This is a genomic window from Nocardioides acrostichi (assembly GCF_015319165.1).
Taxonomy (GTDB): domain Bacteria; phylum Actinomycetota; class Actinomycetes; order Propionibacteriales; family Nocardioidaceae; genus Nocardioides; species Nocardioides acrostichi.
The window spans coordinates 182,622-199,900 of record NZ_JADIVZ010000004.1; the positions used below are offsets into that span (position 1 = coordinate 182,622).

Sequence of the window (17,279 nt, forward strand, 5' to 3'; positions counted from 1 at the left end):
AACCGGGCCCGCGCGTGACGCGTCCCACCGGTATGCGTGCGATCGCTCTGGCCCTGGTGCTGCTGCTCACCGTCACGGGAGTCGCCGGCTGCGGCGACACGACGTCCGCCACCGACCCGGCCCCCTCTCCCAGCTCCACGACGGGGCTACGAGCCACCGTGCTCAGCGCCGACGAGGGCCTGGGGCATCAGGTCGCCGAGACCGTGGGCACCGACCGCGCCGCGTGGCTGCCCGGTCTGCGCGCCCTGGTGTTCGTTCCCCCTGCCGGCTACAGCGCGTGTGCCCCCACGGCCCAGGTGCTCGACGACGACCCGACGCACCTGCACATCGCGCTGGTGCCCTACCAGGGCAAGCAGATGTGCGCCGAGCTGGCTGTCGTCTACCCCGTCTCCGTCACCGGCCTCGCGAAGCCGCCTCGCCAGGTCACGGTCGACACCCTCGGCGGGCCGGTCGTGGCCGACGTCGAGGTCATCGACGGCCCGGCGACTCCCCCGGCCGCTCGCTGAGGCGCGAGCGCACGCGACGCGTCGGCACGTGACTCCACGGATCCTCTGGCCACGGGTGCTTCGGGTAGCGGCCACGCATCTCCGCCCGCACGCCCGGGTAGGCGTTCTCCCAGAACGAGGCCAGGTCCGAGGTGACGGCCAGCGGACGGCCTGCGGGCGAGAGCAGGTGCAGCAGCACCCGCACCCGGCCCTCGACCACCGCCGGGGTCTGCGCCCAGCCGAAGCACTCCTGGAGCTTGACCGCGAGCACCGGCTGCCCCTCGGCCTCCACGGCCAGCGCCGCCGCGTAGTCGACCCGGTACGACGACCCGCTCGGCACACTCAGCCGCGGCGGTGCGAGCTCGTCGAGGCGTCCGGCCTGGGGCCACGGCAGCAGACCGCGCAGGGCGGCGGCCAGGTCCAGGCGGGAGGGGTCGGTGCCCAGCCACTCCTCGGCTCGCTCCAGCAGCGCGTCGTCGGCCACGTCGGGCCAGGGCTCCCCCAGTACCGCGTGCAGGAAGGCGAGACGCTCGCGCAGGTTCCTCGCCGCGTCGCTCCAACGCAACTGGTCGAGGCCGCCGCGAGCCAGCGCCTCGGACCAGGCGCGGGTCACCACGTCGGCCGGTGGATTCCCGATCGGAGTCGACGACACCTCGATCGCCCCGAGTCGCACCACGGCCCGCGCTCGTGCCTTGCCGCCGACGACGTGGGCCTCGATCAATTCGCGCAGGCGACTGCCCGCCGCACCGAGGGCGACGTCCTCGCTGATCGGGACGGCGCTGCGCACGCGCGCGTCCCGCTCACCGTGGCGGCGGTCGAGGTGAGCGACGGCGAGCCACTCCTGCGCGGCGAGCGAGCCCTCGACGCGCACGCCGGTGCCCCCGACGGTCACGTGATCACCGCTGGCCCGGCGGCGGGCTATCCGCTCGGGGTGCGCCAGCGCAACCACCAGACCCGCCGCCACGTCGTCACTCACGACGGCAGCGCTGTCTCCGGCGAGGGCCTCCAGCCGGCGCACGGTGTCGACCCAACCTCGCGGGCGCTCGCGACGGGCTCGCCTCAGCCCGGCGACGAGATCGACGTCCGGACCCCGGACATCGTCGGCGAGGAGCGCCACGACCTCGGCGGCCGCCCGGGCACCGATCTGGGGTGCCGCGACGAGCAGCGCGCGGCCGAGCCGAGGGTCGACGGGCAGCTCGCCCAACGACCGACCGGTCGCGGTGAGGGTGCCCGCCTCGTCGACCGCATCGAGATCGCGCAGCGTCCGCTGCGCCGCCTGCCACGCGGTCGCGAGTGGTGGATCGGGCAGCGCGAGATCGTCGAGACGCGCGCCCCAGCAGGCCAGTTGGAGCGCCATCGGGGTCAGGTCGGCCGTGGCGATCTCGGGCAGCGGGTGCTCGGCGAGGTGGGCGTGCTCGGCCTGCGACCAGCAACGGTGCACCGTGCCGGGCCCGGTGCGTGCGGCCCGGCCGCCCCGCTGCTCCGCCGAGGCGCGACTCACCCGCACCGTGACCAGGCCGCCCATCCCACGGCTCCGGTCGAAGCGTGGCTCGCGGCTCAGGCCCGCGTCGACCACGGCCCGCACGCCGGGCACGGTGAGCGACGACTCCGCCACCGCAGTGCTCACGATCACGCGGCGCGCGCCGTCGGCAGTCGGCCGCAGCGCGGCGTCCTGCTCCTTCGCCGTGAGGCGTCCGTGCAGCGGTACCGCGACGCCATCCAGGCGGCGCACCACCTGGTCGACCTCGCGCACCCCTGGCACGAAGACCAGCACGTCGCCCTCGGCGGTGGTCAGGGCGCCGGCCGCCACCGCGGCGACGTGGTCGAGGAAGGCCGGGGTCACCCCGCGGTCGTCGAGCGGGCGGACGCCGGTCGGTGCCGGGGCCCACCGCACCGCCAGCGGGTGCGGCGAACCGGGCACCGACACCACGTCGGCGTCGAGCAGGGTCGCGAACCGCTCCGCCGCCACGGTGGCCGACATGGCGACCAGGCGCAGGTCCGGGCGCAGCGCGGCGCGCACGTCGAGCAGCAGGGCGAGCGCGAGGTCGGCGTCGATGCTGCGCTCGTGCACCTCGTCGAGCACCACCGCCGTGACACCGGACAGCTCCGGGTCGGCCTGGAGCCGGCGCACGAGCAGACCGGTGGTGACGACCTCGACCCGCGTATCGGGGCCGGAACGCCGCTCGCCGCGCACGGCGTACCCGAAGCGGCGTCCGAGCGGCTCGCCGGCGAGCTCGGCCATCCGGGCCGCTGCGGCCCGCGCCGCGATGCGACGAGGCTGGGTGACGATGACCCGGCCGGGGCCGATCGAGGCGACCCGCGGTGGCACCAGCGTGGTCTTGCCGCTGCCGGGTGGCGCCTGCACGACCACGGCACCGCGGTCGCGCAGGGCCCGCTCGATCGCGGCCAGCCCCTGCTCGACCGGCAGATGGCCGAGCATCGCGTCGGGCGGGCCGTTCAGCTCAGGCTCCGAACGTCGGCTGTCCGCGCAGGTAGGTCGCCCGCACGGCCGCACCGAACTGCCGGCCGTGCCAGGGGTTGTTGCGCGACAGCGAGAGCGAGGCGTCGCGATCGACGGTGACGTCGGCCGACGGGTCGACGAGCACCAGGTTCGCGGGGGCGCCGACCTCCAGGCCGCGGCCCTGCTCACCCAGACCGGCGATGGCGGCGGGGGTGCTCGACATGACCCGGGCGAGGTCGGCCCACGTCATGCGCCCGGTCTCGACCATCACCGAGGCGACCACCGAGAGGGCCGTCTCGAGGCCGAGCATGCCGAAGGCGGCGTCGACGAAGGCGTGCTCCTTGTCATGGCGCGCGTGCGGGGCGTGATCGGTGGCCACGGCGTCGATGGTGCCGTCGGCCAGCGCCTCGCGCAGCGCCTCGACGTCCTCCTGCGGGCGCAGCGGCGGGTTGACCTTGAAGGTGGGGTCGTAGCCGGCGAGCAGGTCGGTGGTGAGCAGCAGGTGGTGCGGGGTGACCTCCGCGGTCACGGACCAGTGTCCATCCTTCTCGGCCTGCGCCTTGGCCCAGCGGATCACCTCGACGGTGCCGGCGGTGGAGGCGTGCGCGACGTGCACGCGCGAGCCGGTGTGCCGGGCGAGCATCACGTCTCGGGCGACGATGACCTCCTCGGCGATGCCCGGCCACCCGGGGAGCCCGAGCCGACCCGACAGCTCACCCTCGTGGCAGCAGGCACTGGGCCCGGCCAGGGAGGGATCCTGGGCATGCTGGCTGACCACGCCCCCGAAGGCGCGCACGTACTCCAGCGCCCGGCGCATGACGCGCGGGTCGGCCACGCACTTGCCGTCGTCGGAGAAGACCTGCACCCCGGCCCGGGACCGGTGCATGAGGCCCAGCTCGGCGAGCTCCTCGCCGGCCAGACCCTTGGTGACGGCCCCCACGGGCTGTACGTCGACCAGCCCGGCGGCGCGGCCGAGGTCGAAGACGTGCTCGGCGGCCTCGGCGGTGTCGGTGACCGGGCTGGTGTTCGCCATCGCCAGCACCGCGGTGTAGCCACCGGCGGCGGCCGCGCAGGAGCCGGTGCGCACGGTCTCGGCGTCCTCGCGCCCGGGCTGGCGCAGGTGGGTGTGCAGGTCGACGAGACCGGGCAGCAGCACGAGCCCGTCGCCGTCGACGACATCGCCGGGCTCGATGCCGTCTGCATCGAGTCCGGGACCGATCTCGGCGATGACACCCTCGACCACGCGGACGTCGGCCGTGGTGTCACCGAGTAGCGACGCTCCCCGGACCAGCAGGCTGGCACTCATGCTGCACTCCCCTCTCCGGCGAGCAGGTGGTAGAGCACGGACATCCGGATCGCCACGCCCGCCGAGACCTGGTCGAGGATGAGCGACTGCGCCGCGTCGGCGGCGTCGGCGGCGATCTCGAGGCCGCGGTTCATGGGTCCGGGGTGGCAGATCGGGACGTCGGGGCCGAGCACCGCGAGCCGGTCGCGGGTCAGGCCGTAGCCGACGGTGTACTCGCGCGGGGACGGGAAGAACCCGCCGCTCATCCGCTCCTTCTGCACCCGCAGCATCATCACGGCGTCGGCCTTCGGCAGCACCTCGTCGAGTTCGTGCGAGAGGGCGAAGCCGGCCTCCTGCGACCAGGCGCCGACACCGCTGGGCATGAGCGTGGGGGGCGCGACGACGGTGACCCGTGCGCCGAGGGTGGCGAGCATGATGACGTTGCTGCGGAAGACCCGGCTGTGGGTGAGGTCGCCGACGATGGCGACGTGCTTGCCCTCCAGCGTGCCCAGCCGGCGAGTGAGGGTGTAGGCGTCGAGCAGCGACTGCGTGGGGTGCTCGTGCGTGCCGTCGCCGGCGTTGATGACGACCGCGTCGACCCACTGGCTCACCTGGAGCGCCGCACCGCTGGCGGAGTGCCGCATGACGAGCGCGTCGACTCCCATGGCCGCGATGGTGAGCACCGTGTCGCGCAGGCTCTCCCCCTTCGATGTCGAGGATCCCTTGCCGGTGATGTTGATCGTGTCGGCCGAGAGCCACTTGCCGGCGATCTCGAAGCTCGATCGAGTGCGGGTGGAGTCTTCGAAGAAGAGGTTGATCACCGTACGACCGCGCAGCGCGGGCAGCTTCTTGACCTCGCGGCGCTGCACGTCGTGCATCTCCGCTGCGGTCGTGAAGAGGGTCTCGATGTCGTCGGCCGAGAGGTCGGCGGCCGAGAGCAGATGCTTGTTCATGCCAGCCACACCCCCTCCAGCCCGTCGAGCTCCTCGAGCCGGACCATCACCCGCTCCGATCGCGAGCTGGGCAGGTTCTTGCCGACGTGGTCTGCCCGGATCGGCAACTCGCGGTGACCGCGATCGACGAGCACGGCCAGGCGGACGACGTCGGGTCGACCGAGGTCGTTCATGGCGTCGAGGGCTGCGCGCACCGTGCGTCCGGAGTAGAGCACGTCGTCGACCAGGACCACGGTGCGCCCGTCGAGGCCGCCGGGCGGGATCTCGGTGGGCTGCGGCCCACGAGCGGGGTGCTTGCGCAGGTCGTCGCGATACATCGTGACGTCGAGGGCACCGACGGGTACCTCGACGCCCTCGACCGCGGTGATGCGCTCGGCGATGCGACGTGCCAGCGGTACGCCACGGCTGGGAATGCCGAGCAGGACGAGGTCGCCGGCGCCCTTGTTGCGCTCGAGGATCTCGTGGCTGATGCGGGTCAGCGCCCGGGTGATGTCACGGGCGTCGAGGACGACGCGAGCCTCGGCGGGCGGCTGGACGGACGACTCGGCAGTCACCGGCTTGCCGGACCTCCTTCTGCGCCTCACAGGACGCCTCGTTAAAGGATGTCGATCACAGAACCTGAACTCGGGCGACCCTATCAGCGCGGCTGCTCGGCAGGAGAGGGTCGGCCGCAGCATCCCGCCGGTGCGACCACCGGCACGACCAGGCCACGGCTGCTCCGCCCACGCTCGGGACGAACGACCAGGTCAGTCCCCGGCGGACCAGTGTCCCACGCTCGCGGCGACTGCACTCACAGCTCGAGGAGAACCTTGCCGACCGCGCCGCCCTCGACGGCGGCATGAGCCTCGGCGGTCTGCTCCAGCGGGTAGTGGTGCAGCGGCAGCCCGGCGTCCTCCCCCACGCGCAGCGCCCCCGCCTCGACGGCGGCGGTGACGTCGTCGATCGCCGCGCGCAGCAGATCGCGGCGGAGCGTGTAGAGGATCAGCCCCTGGAGCCGCGCGTTCTTGGCGAAGGTCGCCCGCACCGGCACCGGGGCGGACTCGCCCTGCTTGTCGGCGTAGTAGGCGATGACCCCACCGTTGCGCACGACGCGCGCGTCGATCGCGGCGTTGTCGGCCAGCGACACCTCGACGACGATGTCGACACCGTCGGCTCCGTCCGGCGCGACGGCCTCGATCGCGGCGGCCGTGTCGTCGGCGGATCCGGCGGTGTAGTCCACGACGTGGTGTGCGCCCGCAGCCGTGGCCAGGGCGGCCTTCTCCTCGCTGCTCACCGTGGCGACGACCGTCGCACCGGCCCAGCGGGCGAGTTGGATCGCAGCGTTCCCGACAGCCCCGGCACCACCGGCGACGAGGACGGCGAGACCCTCCATCGAGCCGGGCGCAACGCGGGTGGCGAGGTCACCGGCGGTGAGGGCCCGGTGGGCGGTGACGGCCGGCACGCCCAGGCTGGCTCCGAGATCGAAGGACGCCCCCTCGGGCAACCGGCCCAGCGTCTCGACGGGCTGCACGGTGTACTGGGCGGCGGTGCCGAGGGCGCGCTCGTGCTGCGCCAGCACGGTCCACACCCGATCACCCACGGCCAGCGTGTCGACGCCGGGACCGACCGCGTCGACCGTGCCCGCGCCGTCCTGGCCCGGCGTCACCTCGTCGAAGTCGCCGTGCATGCCGTTGGCCCGGAACTTCCAGTCCGTCGGATTCACACCGGCGCGCTCCAGGCGCACCCTCACCTCGCCCGGCCCGGGCACGGGAACCGGTCGATCGACCACCTCCAGCACCTCGAAGGCGGCTCCGGTCTCCCGGTAGACGACGGCACGCATGCTGGTGGGTTCCATGGGTGGTGCAGCAGTCAGAGGGCGTCGGCCATTCCCGCGCAGGCCGCCAGCCACGAGCGCGTCGTCTGCTTCGACAGCTGCAGGTAGGGCACGACCGAGCCGGCGACGAGCATCGGGTCGTAGGGCACGCGGTAGACCCCCCGCGTGCGCTGCTCGTAGACGTCGACCAGGTCGTCGGCGAGCGCCTTGTCGACTTTCGGCGAGGGGTCGGAGAGCACGGTGACGGTGCGTTGCTTGAGGTCGGAGTAGCCCGCGTCGGCCAAGGCGTCGAGCATCCACAACCCGGAGTAGCCGGTGTCTTCGCGCACCGTGCTGGTGACGACGAGCAGGTCGGCCTTCTTCGCCGCCGCCAACCAGTTCTCGGCGCGCATGTTGTTGCCGGTGTCGACCAGCGTGATGCGGTAGAACCGCTGGAGCAGCGCGTGCACCGAGTCGAAGTCCTCAGCGCGGATCATGCCGGTCACGTCGGGCCGCTCGTCGGAGGCCAGGGTGTCGAAGTGCGCGTCTCCCTGGGAGCGTACGAACGCAGCGAGATCGCCGATGCGGGACTGGTAGACGTCGCTGAACCGATCGAGCTCCTCGAGCAGCTCGCGGGTGGTGTTGCGGTGCGCGGCGCGCTGGCACCGCATGCCCAGGGTGCCGCGGGTCTCGTTGTTGTCCCAGGCCACGACCCCACCCCCACGCACACTGCCGAAGGTGTACCCGGCGGCGAGCACGCCCGTGGTCTTGGCGGCCCCGCCCTTGGGGTTGACGAAGGCGATGGTGCGCGGGGCACCGAAGTCGCGTTGGACCATGGCTCGCAGCCGCTGGTGCTCGGTCTCCGCCGGGCCCATCGAGAGCTTCATCGCGCCACCCGACGCGCGGTTCAGCCAGCCGCGCCAGCCCCACGTCGCGGCCGGGTCGGTCGTGACGGCGGCTCGGCGATCGAGGAAGTCCGACGCCGTCGCGAAGCGTCGTGGCTCGCCGCGATGGGAGCTGGCGGGCTGGGGAGAGGACTGGCTGGAGGGCTGTTCCGAGAATGCCTGCGACATGGGCCCGAGCCTTCCCCGCCGCGGCCGCAGTCACACCCCGGGATCCGTGGCTCAGAGGCCGGTCTTGTGCAGCGCCACCCGGATCGTGCGGTGGAAGGTCGGGTAGGCGAAGTGCATGCCCCGCAGCGTCGCGACCGGGATCCGGGCGTGGACGGCGGCGCTGAGCAGGCCGAGCACCTCACCGCCGTAGGGCGCCACGACGCTGGCCCCGACGAGCACGCCACGGTCGGCGTCCGCCACCACCTTGACCAGCCCCTCGGCGCCGTGGATCCAGCCGCGCGAGTCGCGCCCGATGTCGGCCAGCCCGGTCACGACCTCGATGCCCTGCTCGCGGGCCTGCTCCTCGGTGAGGCCCACCGAACCGACCTCGGGGTCGGTGAACGTCACGCGGGAGACGCCGTGGTACTCCGCCCAGGGGCCCTCCTCGCCCAGCAGATCGCGCACCACGACGTCGCCCTGGTAGAGCGAGACGTGGGTGAACGCGCCGTGCCCCGTGATGTCGCCTACCGCCCACAACCGCTCGCCGGCCCGGCACCGCTCGTCGACCTCGATCGTGGTCGCCTCCGGATCGAGCCCGACCGTCTCGAGACCGATGTCGTCGAGGTTCTGGTGCCTGCCCGCGGCCACCAGCAGCCGGTCGACGACGACCTCCTCGCCGTCAACCACGATCGTGAAGCAGCGCCCGTCGTGGGAGACCCGCTCGACGTCGGCCGCGGCCCGCAGGTCGATGCCGTCGTCGCTCAGCACTCCGCACATGAGCTCGGCGCTCTCCGGCTCCTCGGGCATCAAGATGCGGGGCGCGACCTCGATCAGCGTGACCGCCGTACCGAACCGCGCGAAGGTCTGGGCGAGCTCGCAGCCGATCGGGCCGCCACCGATGACGGCCATGGATTCCGGCGCCTCGGTGAGCTCGAAGATGTCACGGTTGGTCCAGAACGGGGTGTCGTCCAGCCCGTCGATGGGCGGCGCGGCCGGCTTCGTGCCGGTGTTGACCACCACGCCGCGCTCCCCGACGAGCACGCGCTCGCCGTCGTCGGTCTGTACGCGCACCCGGCCGGTGCCGTCGAGGCGACCGTGGCCGCGCACGATGGTGACGCCCTCGTCGTCGAGCGGCTCGGCGTGCGCGTCGTCGTGCCAGTCGTGATTGGCCTCGCGGATGCGCGCCGCGGCAGGCGCCAGCGACGGGGTGACGCTGACCTCGCCGGAGAGCTCGCCGGCGCGCCGCGCCTCGGCGAGCGCGTCGGCCGAGCGGATCAGCAGCTTCGAGGGTGTGCACCCCCAGAAGGGGCACTCACCGCCGACCAGGCGCGACTCGACGCCGGCCACGGAGAGCCCGGCGCGGGCCAGCTTGCGGGCGGCGAGCTCACCACCGGAGCCGATGCCGAGCACGATGACGTCAAAGGACTCCTCGTCGACCATGGTTCCAGCGTGCCAGGCCTCACGACGCCCGGAGGGGTGGCGCGGCCTCGCCCGGTCAGGTGTCCAGGTGCTTGGCGCGGGCGAAGTTGAAGAGCCCGTAGCAGAGGATGCCGAGGGCGACCACGGACAGCAGAACCGCTCCGCCGGGCGCCTCGAGGATCTTCTGGAGCGCCACGTCGAGGCCACCGGATCTCTTCGGCTGGTGCTGCACCGCAGCCCAGCAGAAGAGAATGCCGACGACGCCGATGGCGGCGCCCTTGGCGGAGTACCCGACCTTGCCGAACACCAGGAACGCACGCCCGCTCTGACCGGCCTGACCCTCGGCATCGAGATCCTCGCGGAACTCCTCCGACCAGCCCTTGTGGATCTGCGCCACGCCGTAGCCGATGACGGCCAGGCCCACGACGCCGACGATGATCTGCCCGCCGGGAAGGTCCATGATCGTGGCGGTCCAGGAGTCGGTCCCGCCCTTGGACCCGCTGCCCATCGCCACCTTGACGGCCGAGACGCCGATCGAGAGGTACAGCAACGCCTTCAGCCCCGACTTCCACTCGTGATCGACGACGACCTCGATGCCCCGCCAGATCACCAGCAGGAACATGCCGACGGCCACGGCCCACACCGCCGCGGCACCGAGCGGTTGCTGCGCGAGCTCGTGCAGCGCGCCGCTGCTGCTGGCGCTGCCGGACCGGTCGCCGAGGGCGAGTCGCAGGGCGAGGTAGCCGATGAGCAGGTTCACCAGTCCGTACGCCAGTAGTCCGGCTCGTGCGGCGTTCTGCACCCAGGGGTGGTCATCGCCCCGCCGGGCGACGTCACGAGCAGGGTCTCGAAGGTCCGGCATACGCTCGGTCCTACCCCTTCGGGGACGCTCGTCGGCTCACCCGACGGCTCACCCGTCGTCGTCGAGGTCGGCCAGCGCGGACTCGATGGCCCGGTGGAAGGTCGGGTAGGCGTAGATCATCTCCCGCAACGTGGCGACCGGCACCTCGGCGTGGACGGCGACCGCCAGGAACCCGAGCACCTCACCCGCCGCGGGTCCCACGACGCTGGCACCGACCAGCACCCCACGGTCGGCGTCCTCGACCACCTTCACCAGTCCCTGCCCGGCGCCGCCGTGCAGCCATCCGCGCGAGCCGAGATCCTCGACGAGGCCGACGCGCACGGTCAGACCGGCCTCGCGCGCACGCTGCTCCGTCAGACCGACGCCGGCGACCTCGGGGTCGGTGAAGGTCGTGTGCGGGACGGCGCGGTACTGCGCGGCCGCGCCGCCTTCGCCGAGCACCGAGCGCAGCGCGATCGCCTGCTGGTACATCGCCACGTGCGTGAAGGCGCCCTGGCCCGTGACGTCGCCGATGGCCCACAGCCCCTCGACGGGGCCGTCCGCGCCGAGCACTCGCAGCCGCTCGTCGACCGCGAGGGTCCGGGCAGTCGGATCGAGACCGACCGTCTCCAGGCCGAGGTCGTCGAGGTTCGGCGTGCGCCCTGCTGCCACGAGCAGCTGGTCGGCATGCAGGGTCTCGCGCCGGCCCCCGGACTCCTCGACCGCGACGCTGAACGTGCCGTCGAGGTACCCCACCTCGGCGATCGAGACGCCGCTCATGACGCGCACCCCCTCGTGCGCCAGCACGTCGGTGAGCAGCGCCGACGCCTCGGGCTCCTCGGGTCCGAGAATCCGCGGCCCGGCCTCGAGCACCGTCGTGCGGGCGCCGAAGCGCGCGAAGACCTGCGTCATCTCGGCGCCGATGGGGCCGCCGCCGATGACGAGCAGCGACGCCGGCACGGAGGTGGCCTGCACGGCCTCGCGGTTGGTCCAGTACGGGGTGCTGTCGAGCCCGGGGATGGGCAGCTGCGCCGGACGGGTGCCCGGGTTGAGCACGACGCCGCGCTCGGCGCGCCACGTCGAGGTCGCGCCGTCCGGGCCCTGGACGGCGACGGTCCGCTCGCCGGTGAGCCGGCCTTGGCCGCGGGCGAAGGTGACCCCTGCGTCGGTGAGCCGGTCGACCGCGACCTGGTCGTCCCAGTCGGTGGTGGCCTCCTCGCGGATGCGCCGGGCCACCGGCTCCCACGACGCGGTGATCGTCGCCTCGCCGGCCAGGCCGTCGATGCGGCGTCCCTCGGCGAGCAGGTCGGCGGCACGCACCATCATCTTCGACGGCACACAGCCGTAGTACGGGCACTCGCCGCCGGTGAGGTGCTTCTCGACCGCCACGACCCGCAGCCCCGCCTCGGCCGCTCCGGTGGCGAGGGACTCCGCCCCAGGGCCGAGCCCGACGATGATCAGGTCGCAGGTCTGCTCCTCGCTCATGTCGCCATGATGGCACCCGAGGGGGCACGCGTCAGGGCACGGGAGAGGGCACGCGTCAGGGCACGGGAGCGGGGCACGCGTCAGGGCACGACGACGAGCTTGCCCACGTGCTCGCGCCGGGCCAGCTGCCGCTGCGCCTCGGCCACGGAGTCCAGGGCGAACGTCTCGGCGACGAGGGGTCGGACGACGCCGTGACGGGCGAGGTCGACGAGTCGCTCGAAGATGCGGGGCGTGTGCATCGTCGACCCGACGAGGGCCAGGTTGCCCAGGTAGAGCTCGCGCACGTCGAGGTCGACGGCCCAGCCGTCGAGAGCACCGGCGACGACCCAGCGGCCCCCGGGGCGCAGCAGGCCGAGACCTCGGCCGATCAGGGGGCCGGCCACGACGTCGATGACCGCGTCGTAGCCCCGCGGTGCGGCCGCCGCGGCGCCCTCGCGCACGGCTCCGCGGCGCCGGTCGACGGTGACCGAGGCGCCCGCTTCGCGCACGGCCGCGGCCTTGTCGCCGCTGCACACGGCCACCACGCGGGCACCGAGCGCACTGGCGAGCTGCACGACCGCGAGGCCCACGCCGCCCGAGGACCCCGTGACGAGCACGGTGTGACCCGCAGCGACCGACCCGCGGTCGAGCATGCCGAGCGCTGTCCCGTAGGCGATGGGCAGGGCGGCGAGCTCGACGTCGCTCAGCGGCGAGCCGTCAACCGCGTGGGCGCACGCGGCGGGCACGACGACGAACTCGGCGAACCCACCGTCGCGCTCACTGCCGAGCACATCGGCCGGCCGGGCGTCGGGCCCGTCGTCGTCGTAGAGGGCGGGGTCGAGGAGCACCCGGCCAGCCACGAGTTCGGGTGGCACCCCGTCGCCGCAGGCGACCACCGTGCCGGTGACGTCGCCGCCCTGGATCCGCGGGAAGTCGAGAGGCCCGAGCCAACCGCCCGGCTCGCCGTCGGCACCGTCGTGTCCGTACGCGCCCTCACGGGTCCACACGTCGGTGTTGTTGCAGCCCGCCGCGGCGACGCGTACGAGCACCTCGCCGGGGCCGGGATGCGGGGTCGCCACCTCGCGGACCTCGATCACCTCGAGCCCACCGTGACCGGTGATCACGGCAGCCCGCATGGTCGCTGGCGTCGGCACCGCTCAGAGCGTGGCGCGGTCGCGCTGGATGGCCCCGAGCACGCCGTTGACGAACTGCGGCGACTCGTCGGTGGAGAGGTCGCGCACCAGGTGCACCGCCTCGGAGACCGCGACCTCGTCGGGCACGTCGTCGTTGAAGAGGATCTCGTAGACACCGAGTCGCAGCACGTTGCGGTCGATCGCGGGCATGCGCGCCAGGGTCCAGTCGGTGGAGTACCGCGTGAGCAGCTCGTCGATGCGCTGCTGGTGGTCGACCACGCCGCGCACCAGGTCACTGGTGTACGGGTTGGTCGGCCCCTCACCGGACTCGATGGCCCGGGTCAGGGCGTCGAGGGGCGCCTCGGAGCGCATCTCGGCGCCGTAGAGGACGTCGAGGGCGCGCTTGCGCGCCTTGGAGCGAGCAGCCATGCGGTCAGGACTTGACGCGGCCGAGGTAGGAGGAGTCGCGCGTGTCGACCTTGACCTTCTCGCCCTGGTTGATGAACAGCGGCACCTGCACCTCGGCGCCGGTCTCGACCGTCGCCGGCTTGGTGCGACCGGTGGCGGAGTCGCCCGCGACGCCCGGCTCGGTGAAGGTGATGACCAGCTCGACCGACGGCGGCAGCTCGACGAAGAGCACCCGGCCCTCGTTGGTGGCCACGATGGCCTCGTTGTTCTCGAGCAGGAACTTCGCGCCGTCGCCGAGCACCTCGGGCGGAACCTCGAGCTGCTCGTAGGTGCCGGTGTCCATGAACACGTAGCTGGTGCCGTCGTTGTAGAGGTACTGCATGGTGCGGCGGTCGACCGTGGCGGTCTCGACCTTGGTGCCGGCGTTGAAGGTCTTGTCGACGATCTTGTTCGACTCGACGTTCTTCAGCTTGGTGCGCACGAACGCCGGGCCCTTGCCGGGCTTGACGTGCTGGAACTCCTGCACGGCCCACAGCTGGCCTTCGATGTTGAGGACCAGGCCGTTCTTGAGGTCGTTCGTGGTTGCCATCTGCGTGCGTCAGCCTTCCAAGATCCGGAGCGGCCCGCGGGTCTCGGGCCAGCGGGTGAGTCTACTGTCCGAGGGCGCTCACGAGCACGTCGAGGGCCATCCGGTAGCCCTCGATCCCGTGCCCGGCCACGACCTCCACCGCGAACGGCGTGACGACCGAGTAGTGACGGAACTCCTCGGGGCGCTGCTTCGGTTCCGAGATGTGCACCTCGACCAGCGGGGCCTCGAGCTGCCCGCAGGCGTCGAAGAGTGCGTAGGAGTAGTGCGTCCACGCTGCCGCGTTGAGCACCACGGGGGTGCGCTCGTCGGCGGCGGCGTTGAGCCAGTCGAGCAGCTCGCCCTCGTGGTTGGTCTGGCGCACCTCGACCTCGAGGCCGCGCTCGGCGCCCCAGGCCACGCAGAGGTCGGCCAGCTCGTCGTGGGTCGTGGTGCCGTAGATCTCGGGTTGGCGACGCCCCAGGCGGCCCAGGTTGGGACCGTTGAGCACCAGCACGCGGGTGCTCATGCCGTCGCCTGCGCCCGGGCGACCATGGTGTCGTAGGCGGCGCGCAGCCACGCGTCGTCCGGCCCGGCGAGCACGCGCGGCGTGCCGACCTCGTGCAGCACCACGAACCGGAGCTGGTTGCCGCGGGACTTCTTGTCGACCGCCATGGCCGCGCGCAGGGTGTCGAAGTCGGCACCGGAGTAGCCGGTGGGCAGCCCGACCCGCCCGAACGCGCTCACGTGCCGGTCGGCCGTGGCGTCGGAGAGCACCCCGGCGGCCCTGGCCAGCTCGGCCACGAACACGCTGCCGATCGCCACCGCCTCGCCATGGCGCATCCGGTAGGCCTCGGCCCGTTCGATCGCGTGCCCCATGGTGTGGCCGTAGTTGAGCGCCTCGCGTCCGGGGTGGACGTCGCCCGAGGTGCCGGCGGTCTCCTTGAGGTCGGCCACGACGACGTCGACCTTCACCTGCACCGAGCGCTCGACCAGCTCGCGCAGCGCCGGGCCGTCGGTGTCGAGCAGCTCATCGGTCTCGTGGCCCTCGACCAGCTCCAGGATGCGCGGGTCGGCGATGAAGCCGCACTTGACGACCTCGCCCATGCCGGCGATCAGGTCGGCCCGCGGCAGCGTGGCGAGCAGGGTGAGGTCGCACAGCACGCCCGCGGGCTCGTGGAAGGAGCCGACGAGGTTCTTGCCGGCGTCGGTGTTGATGCCGGTCTTTCCGCCTACCGCGGCGTCGACCATCGCGAGCAACGTGGTGGGCACGTGCACGACACGCACGCCCCGCAGCCAGGTGGCGGCCACGAAGCCCCCCAGGTCGGTGGTGGCTCCTCCGCCGAAGGTCACCACCGCGTCGGAGCGGGTGAAGCCGGCCTCGCCGAGGGAGGCCCAGCAGGCGGCCGCGGTGGCAGCGGTCTTGGCCGACTCGCCGTCGGGCACCACCAGCTCGGTGACCTCGAACTCGGCCTCCAGCGACGCGCGTACGGGCGCCGCCAGCGCCGCCAGGGTGTCGGGCAGGATCAGCGCGACCCGTTGGGGCCGGCCGCCGGCCCCGAGCAGCCCTACCAGCCGGTCGGCCACGCCGTGGCCGATCACCACGTCGTACGGCGCGGCGCCGCCGACGTGCAGGGTCGTGGGATCGGTGGTCAGTGCCCTCACGGGGTGACCCCCGGTAGGTCGTGTCCCAGGGCGGCGACGATCGCGTCGGCGACCTGGTCGGGGGTGCGACCGTCGGTGTCGACGGTGTGGGCGGCGACCGCGGCGTAGACGGGGGCACGCTCGTCGAGCAGCTTCTTGACCTGGGCGCGCACGTTGCCGAGCAGCAGCGGACGCGAGGTACCCAGCCCGACTCGCTTGACCGCCTCGCTCAGCCCGACCCGGAGGAACACCACGGGGTGACCTGCCAGCGCGGCCTGCGTGTCGGCGTCCAGCACCGCTCCCCCACCCAGGCTCAGCACCCCGGTGTGCTCGGCCAGTGCCGCCGCGACCGCGGCGCGTTCCAGAGCACGGAACGTCGCCTCGCCGTCGTCGACGAAGATGTCGGAGATGCTGCGGCCCTCCTCGGCCTCGACGTCGGCGTCGGTGTCGCGCAGGGGCACACCCCAGCGCTCGGCGAGCACGGCACCGACGGTGGACTTGCCGGACCCCATCGGGCCGACCAGCACCACCCGGGGGCCACTCACGTCGGTCACCGGTACTTCAGCGAGTCGAGGTAGGCGGCGTGGTTGCGCGCGGTCTCGGCCACGGAGTCGCCGCCGAACTTCTCGACGACGGCCTCGGCGAGCACCAGCGCCACCATCGCCTCGGCGACGATGCCGGCCGCCGGCACGGCGCAGACATCCGAGCGCTGGTGATGGGCCACGGCCTCCTCGCCAGTGCTCACATCGACCGTGCGCAGGGCGCGCGGCACGGTGGCGATCGGCTTCATGGCAGCGCGCACGCGCAGCACCTCGCCGGTGCTCATGCCGCCCTCGGTGCCACCCGCGCGGGCGGAGGTGCGGCGGATGCCGTCGGCGGTCGGGACGATCTCGTCGTGTGCCCGCGAGCCGGGGGTGGCGGCCAGCTCGAAGCCGTCGCCGACCTCGACGCCCTTGATCGCCTGGATGCCCATGAGCGCTCCGGCGAGCCGCGAGTCGAGGCGACGGTCCCAGTGCACGTGCGAGCCGAGGCCCGGCGGCAGACCGTGCACGACGACCTCGACGACGCCGCCGAGCGTGTCGCCGTCCTTGTGAGCGGCATCGATGCGCTCGACCATCGCCTGCGCGGCCTCGGGGTCGAGGCAGCGCACGGGGCTGTCGTCGAGCTGCGCCAGGATCTCGTCGTCCACGCGCTCGGGCCACACGCCGGACGGCGCGCGCACGCCGCCCAGCTCGATGACGTGGCTGAGCAGCGAGATGCCGCAGGCCTGCTCGACGAAGTTGCTGGCGACGCGCCCCAGGGCCACGCGGGCGGCGGTCTCGCGCGCCGAGGCGCGCTCGAGGATGGGGCGGGCCTCGTCGAAGTCGTACTTCTGCATGCCCACCAGGTCGGCGTGGCCGGGGCGCGGACGCGTCAACGCGGCGTTGCGCGCCAGCTTCTCGAGTTCGTCGGGGTCGACCGGGTCGGCCGACATCACCTTCTCCCACTTGGGCCACTCGGTGTTGCCGACCTCGATGGCGATCGGTCCGCCGAGGGTCTCGCCGTGGCGTACCCCGCCGAGGATGCGTACCTGGTCGGCCTCGAACTTCATGCGCGCGCCGCGACCGTAGCCGAGGCGGCGCCGGGCCAGGGAGTCGCCGATGTCGGCCGAGGTGAGCGCGACGTGAGCCGGGAGACCTTCGAGGATCGCGACAAGGGACGGGCCGTGGGACTCGCCCGCCGTGAGCCAACGCAGCATGACGCCAGTGTTTCACGGGCGGCCGCAGCGGCCGCAGCC

The 17,279-nt window shown here is 73.0% G+C and carries 17 protein-coding genes; 1 reads left to right on the forward strand and 16 read right to left on the reverse strand.

The features are described 5' to 3' along the window. The first annotated feature begins 32 nt into the window (after positions 1 to 32). Positions 33 to 506: a hypothetical protein gene (locus ISG29_RS10705; protein ID WP_194503412.1), complete on the forward strand. Its 474-nt coding sequence runs from the start codon at positions 33 to 35 to the stop codon at positions 504 to 506. Here ISG29_RS10705 and hrpB read toward each other — a convergent pair. The 16 genes from hrpB to aroC all read right to left on the reverse strand — a co-directional run bounded on the left by hrpB (position 469) and on the right by aroC (position 17,240). Next, on the reverse strand, positions 469 to 2,925 hold the full coding sequence (gene hrpB / locus ISG29_RS10710) for an ATP-dependent helicase HrpB (RefSeq protein WP_194503413.1): 2,457 nt from the start codon (positions 2,923 to 2,925) through the stop codon (positions 469 to 471). The genes ISG29_RS10705 and hrpB overlap by 38 nt on opposite strands. Before the next feature lie 22 nt (positions 2,926 to 2,947). Further along, entirely contained in the window at positions 2,948 to 4,252 is a 1,305-nt protein-coding gene (locus ISG29_RS10715) for a dihydroorotase (protein WP_194503414.1), read from the reverse strand. Beyond that, positions 4,249 to 5,184: an aspartate carbamoyltransferase catalytic subunit gene (locus ISG29_RS10720; RefSeq protein ID WP_194503415.1), complete on the reverse strand. Its 936-nt coding sequence runs from the start codon at positions 5,182 to 5,184 to the stop codon at positions 4,249 to 4,251. Before ISG29_RS10720 ends, ISG29_RS10715 begins: the two co-directional genes overlap by 4 nt. Then, positions 5,181 to 5,738, reverse strand: a complete 558-nt coding sequence (gene pyrR, locus ISG29_RS10725; protein ID WP_328828769.1) for a bifunctional pyr operon transcriptional regulator/uracil phosphoribosyltransferase PyrR — start codon at positions 5,736 to 5,738, stop codon at positions 5,181 to 5,183. The genes ISG29_RS10720 and pyrR overlap by 4 nt, the downstream gene beginning before the upstream one ends. Positions 5,739 to 5,974: 236 nt before the next feature. After that, positions 5,975 to 7,018, reverse strand: coding sequence for an NADPH:quinone reductase (locus ISG29_RS10730; RefSeq protein WP_235959223.1), 1,044 nt, complete (start codon positions 7,016 to 7,018; stop codon positions 5,975 to 5,977). Between the two features lie 14 nt (positions 7,019 to 7,032). Further along, entirely contained in the window at positions 7,033 to 8,049 is a 1,017-nt protein-coding gene (locus ISG29_RS10735) for a MinD/ParA family ATP-binding protein (protein WP_235959226.1), read from the reverse strand. Positions 8,050 to 8,100: 51 nt separating this feature from the next. Beyond that, on the reverse strand, positions 8,101 to 9,468 hold the full coding sequence (locus tag ISG29_RS10740; RefSeq protein ID WP_194503417.1) for a dihydrolipoyl dehydrogenase family protein: 1,368 nt from the start codon (positions 9,466 to 9,468) through the stop codon (positions 8,101 to 8,103). Positions 9,469 to 9,523: 55 nt separating this feature from the next. Further along, a complete protein-coding gene (locus ISG29_RS10745; RefSeq protein ID WP_194503418.1) occupies positions 9,524 to 10,309 on the reverse strand; it encodes a DUF1206 domain-containing protein in 786 nt (261 codons plus the stop codon). Between the two features lie 48 nt (positions 10,310 to 10,357). Further along, positions 10,358 to 11,773 (reverse strand): dihydrolipoyl dehydrogenase family protein, encoded by a 1,416-nt coding sequence (locus tag ISG29_RS10750; RefSeq protein ID WP_194503419.1) that lies wholly within the window; start codon positions 11,771 to 11,773, stop codon positions 10,358 to 10,360. An 80-nt stretch (positions 11,774 to 11,853) separates the two neighbouring features. Next, on the reverse strand, positions 11,854 to 12,906 hold the full coding sequence (locus tag ISG29_RS10755) for a zinc-binding dehydrogenase (RefSeq protein WP_328828773.1): 1,053 nt from the start codon (positions 12,904 to 12,906) through the stop codon (positions 11,854 to 11,856). A 3-nt stretch (positions 12,907 to 12,909) separates the two neighbouring features. After that, complete coding sequence (nusB, locus tag ISG29_RS10760) at positions 12,910 to 13,314, reverse strand: transcription antitermination factor NusB (protein WP_194503420.1); 405 nt, start codon at positions 13,312 to 13,314, stop codon at positions 12,910 to 12,912. A 4-nt stretch (positions 13,315 to 13,318) separates the two neighbouring features. Continuing rightward, positions 13,319 to 13,882 (reverse strand): elongation factor P, encoded by a 564-nt coding sequence (gene efp, locus ISG29_RS10765; protein ID WP_194503421.1) that lies wholly within the window; start codon positions 13,880 to 13,882, stop codon positions 13,319 to 13,321. Between the two features lie 61 nt (positions 13,883 to 13,943). Then, positions 13,944 to 14,387 (reverse strand): type II 3-dehydroquinate dehydratase, encoded by a 444-nt coding sequence (locus ISG29_RS10770; protein WP_194503422.1) that lies wholly within the window; start codon positions 14,385 to 14,387, stop codon positions 13,944 to 13,946. Continuing rightward, positions 14,384 to 15,523 (reverse strand): 3-dehydroquinate synthase, encoded by a 1,140-nt coding sequence (aroB, locus tag ISG29_RS10775; protein ID WP_328828776.1) that lies wholly within the window; start codon positions 15,521 to 15,523, stop codon positions 14,384 to 14,386. Before aroB ends, ISG29_RS10770 begins: the two co-directional genes overlap by 4 nt. Continuing rightward, the gene (locus tag ISG29_RS10780; RefSeq protein ID WP_456237964.1) at positions 15,520 to 16,047 is read right to left on the reverse strand and encodes a shikimate kinase; all 528 of its coding nucleotides are present in this window, start codon (positions 16,045 to 16,047) and stop codon (positions 15,520 to 15,522) included. Before ISG29_RS10780 ends, aroB begins: the two co-directional genes overlap by 4 nt. A 5-nt stretch (positions 16,048 to 16,052) precedes the next feature. Then, a complete protein-coding gene (gene aroC, locus ISG29_RS10785; protein WP_194503423.1) occupies positions 16,053 to 17,240 on the reverse strand; it encodes a chorismate synthase in 1,188 nt (395 codons plus the stop codon). Positions 17,241 to 17,279: the final 39 nt, after the last annotated feature.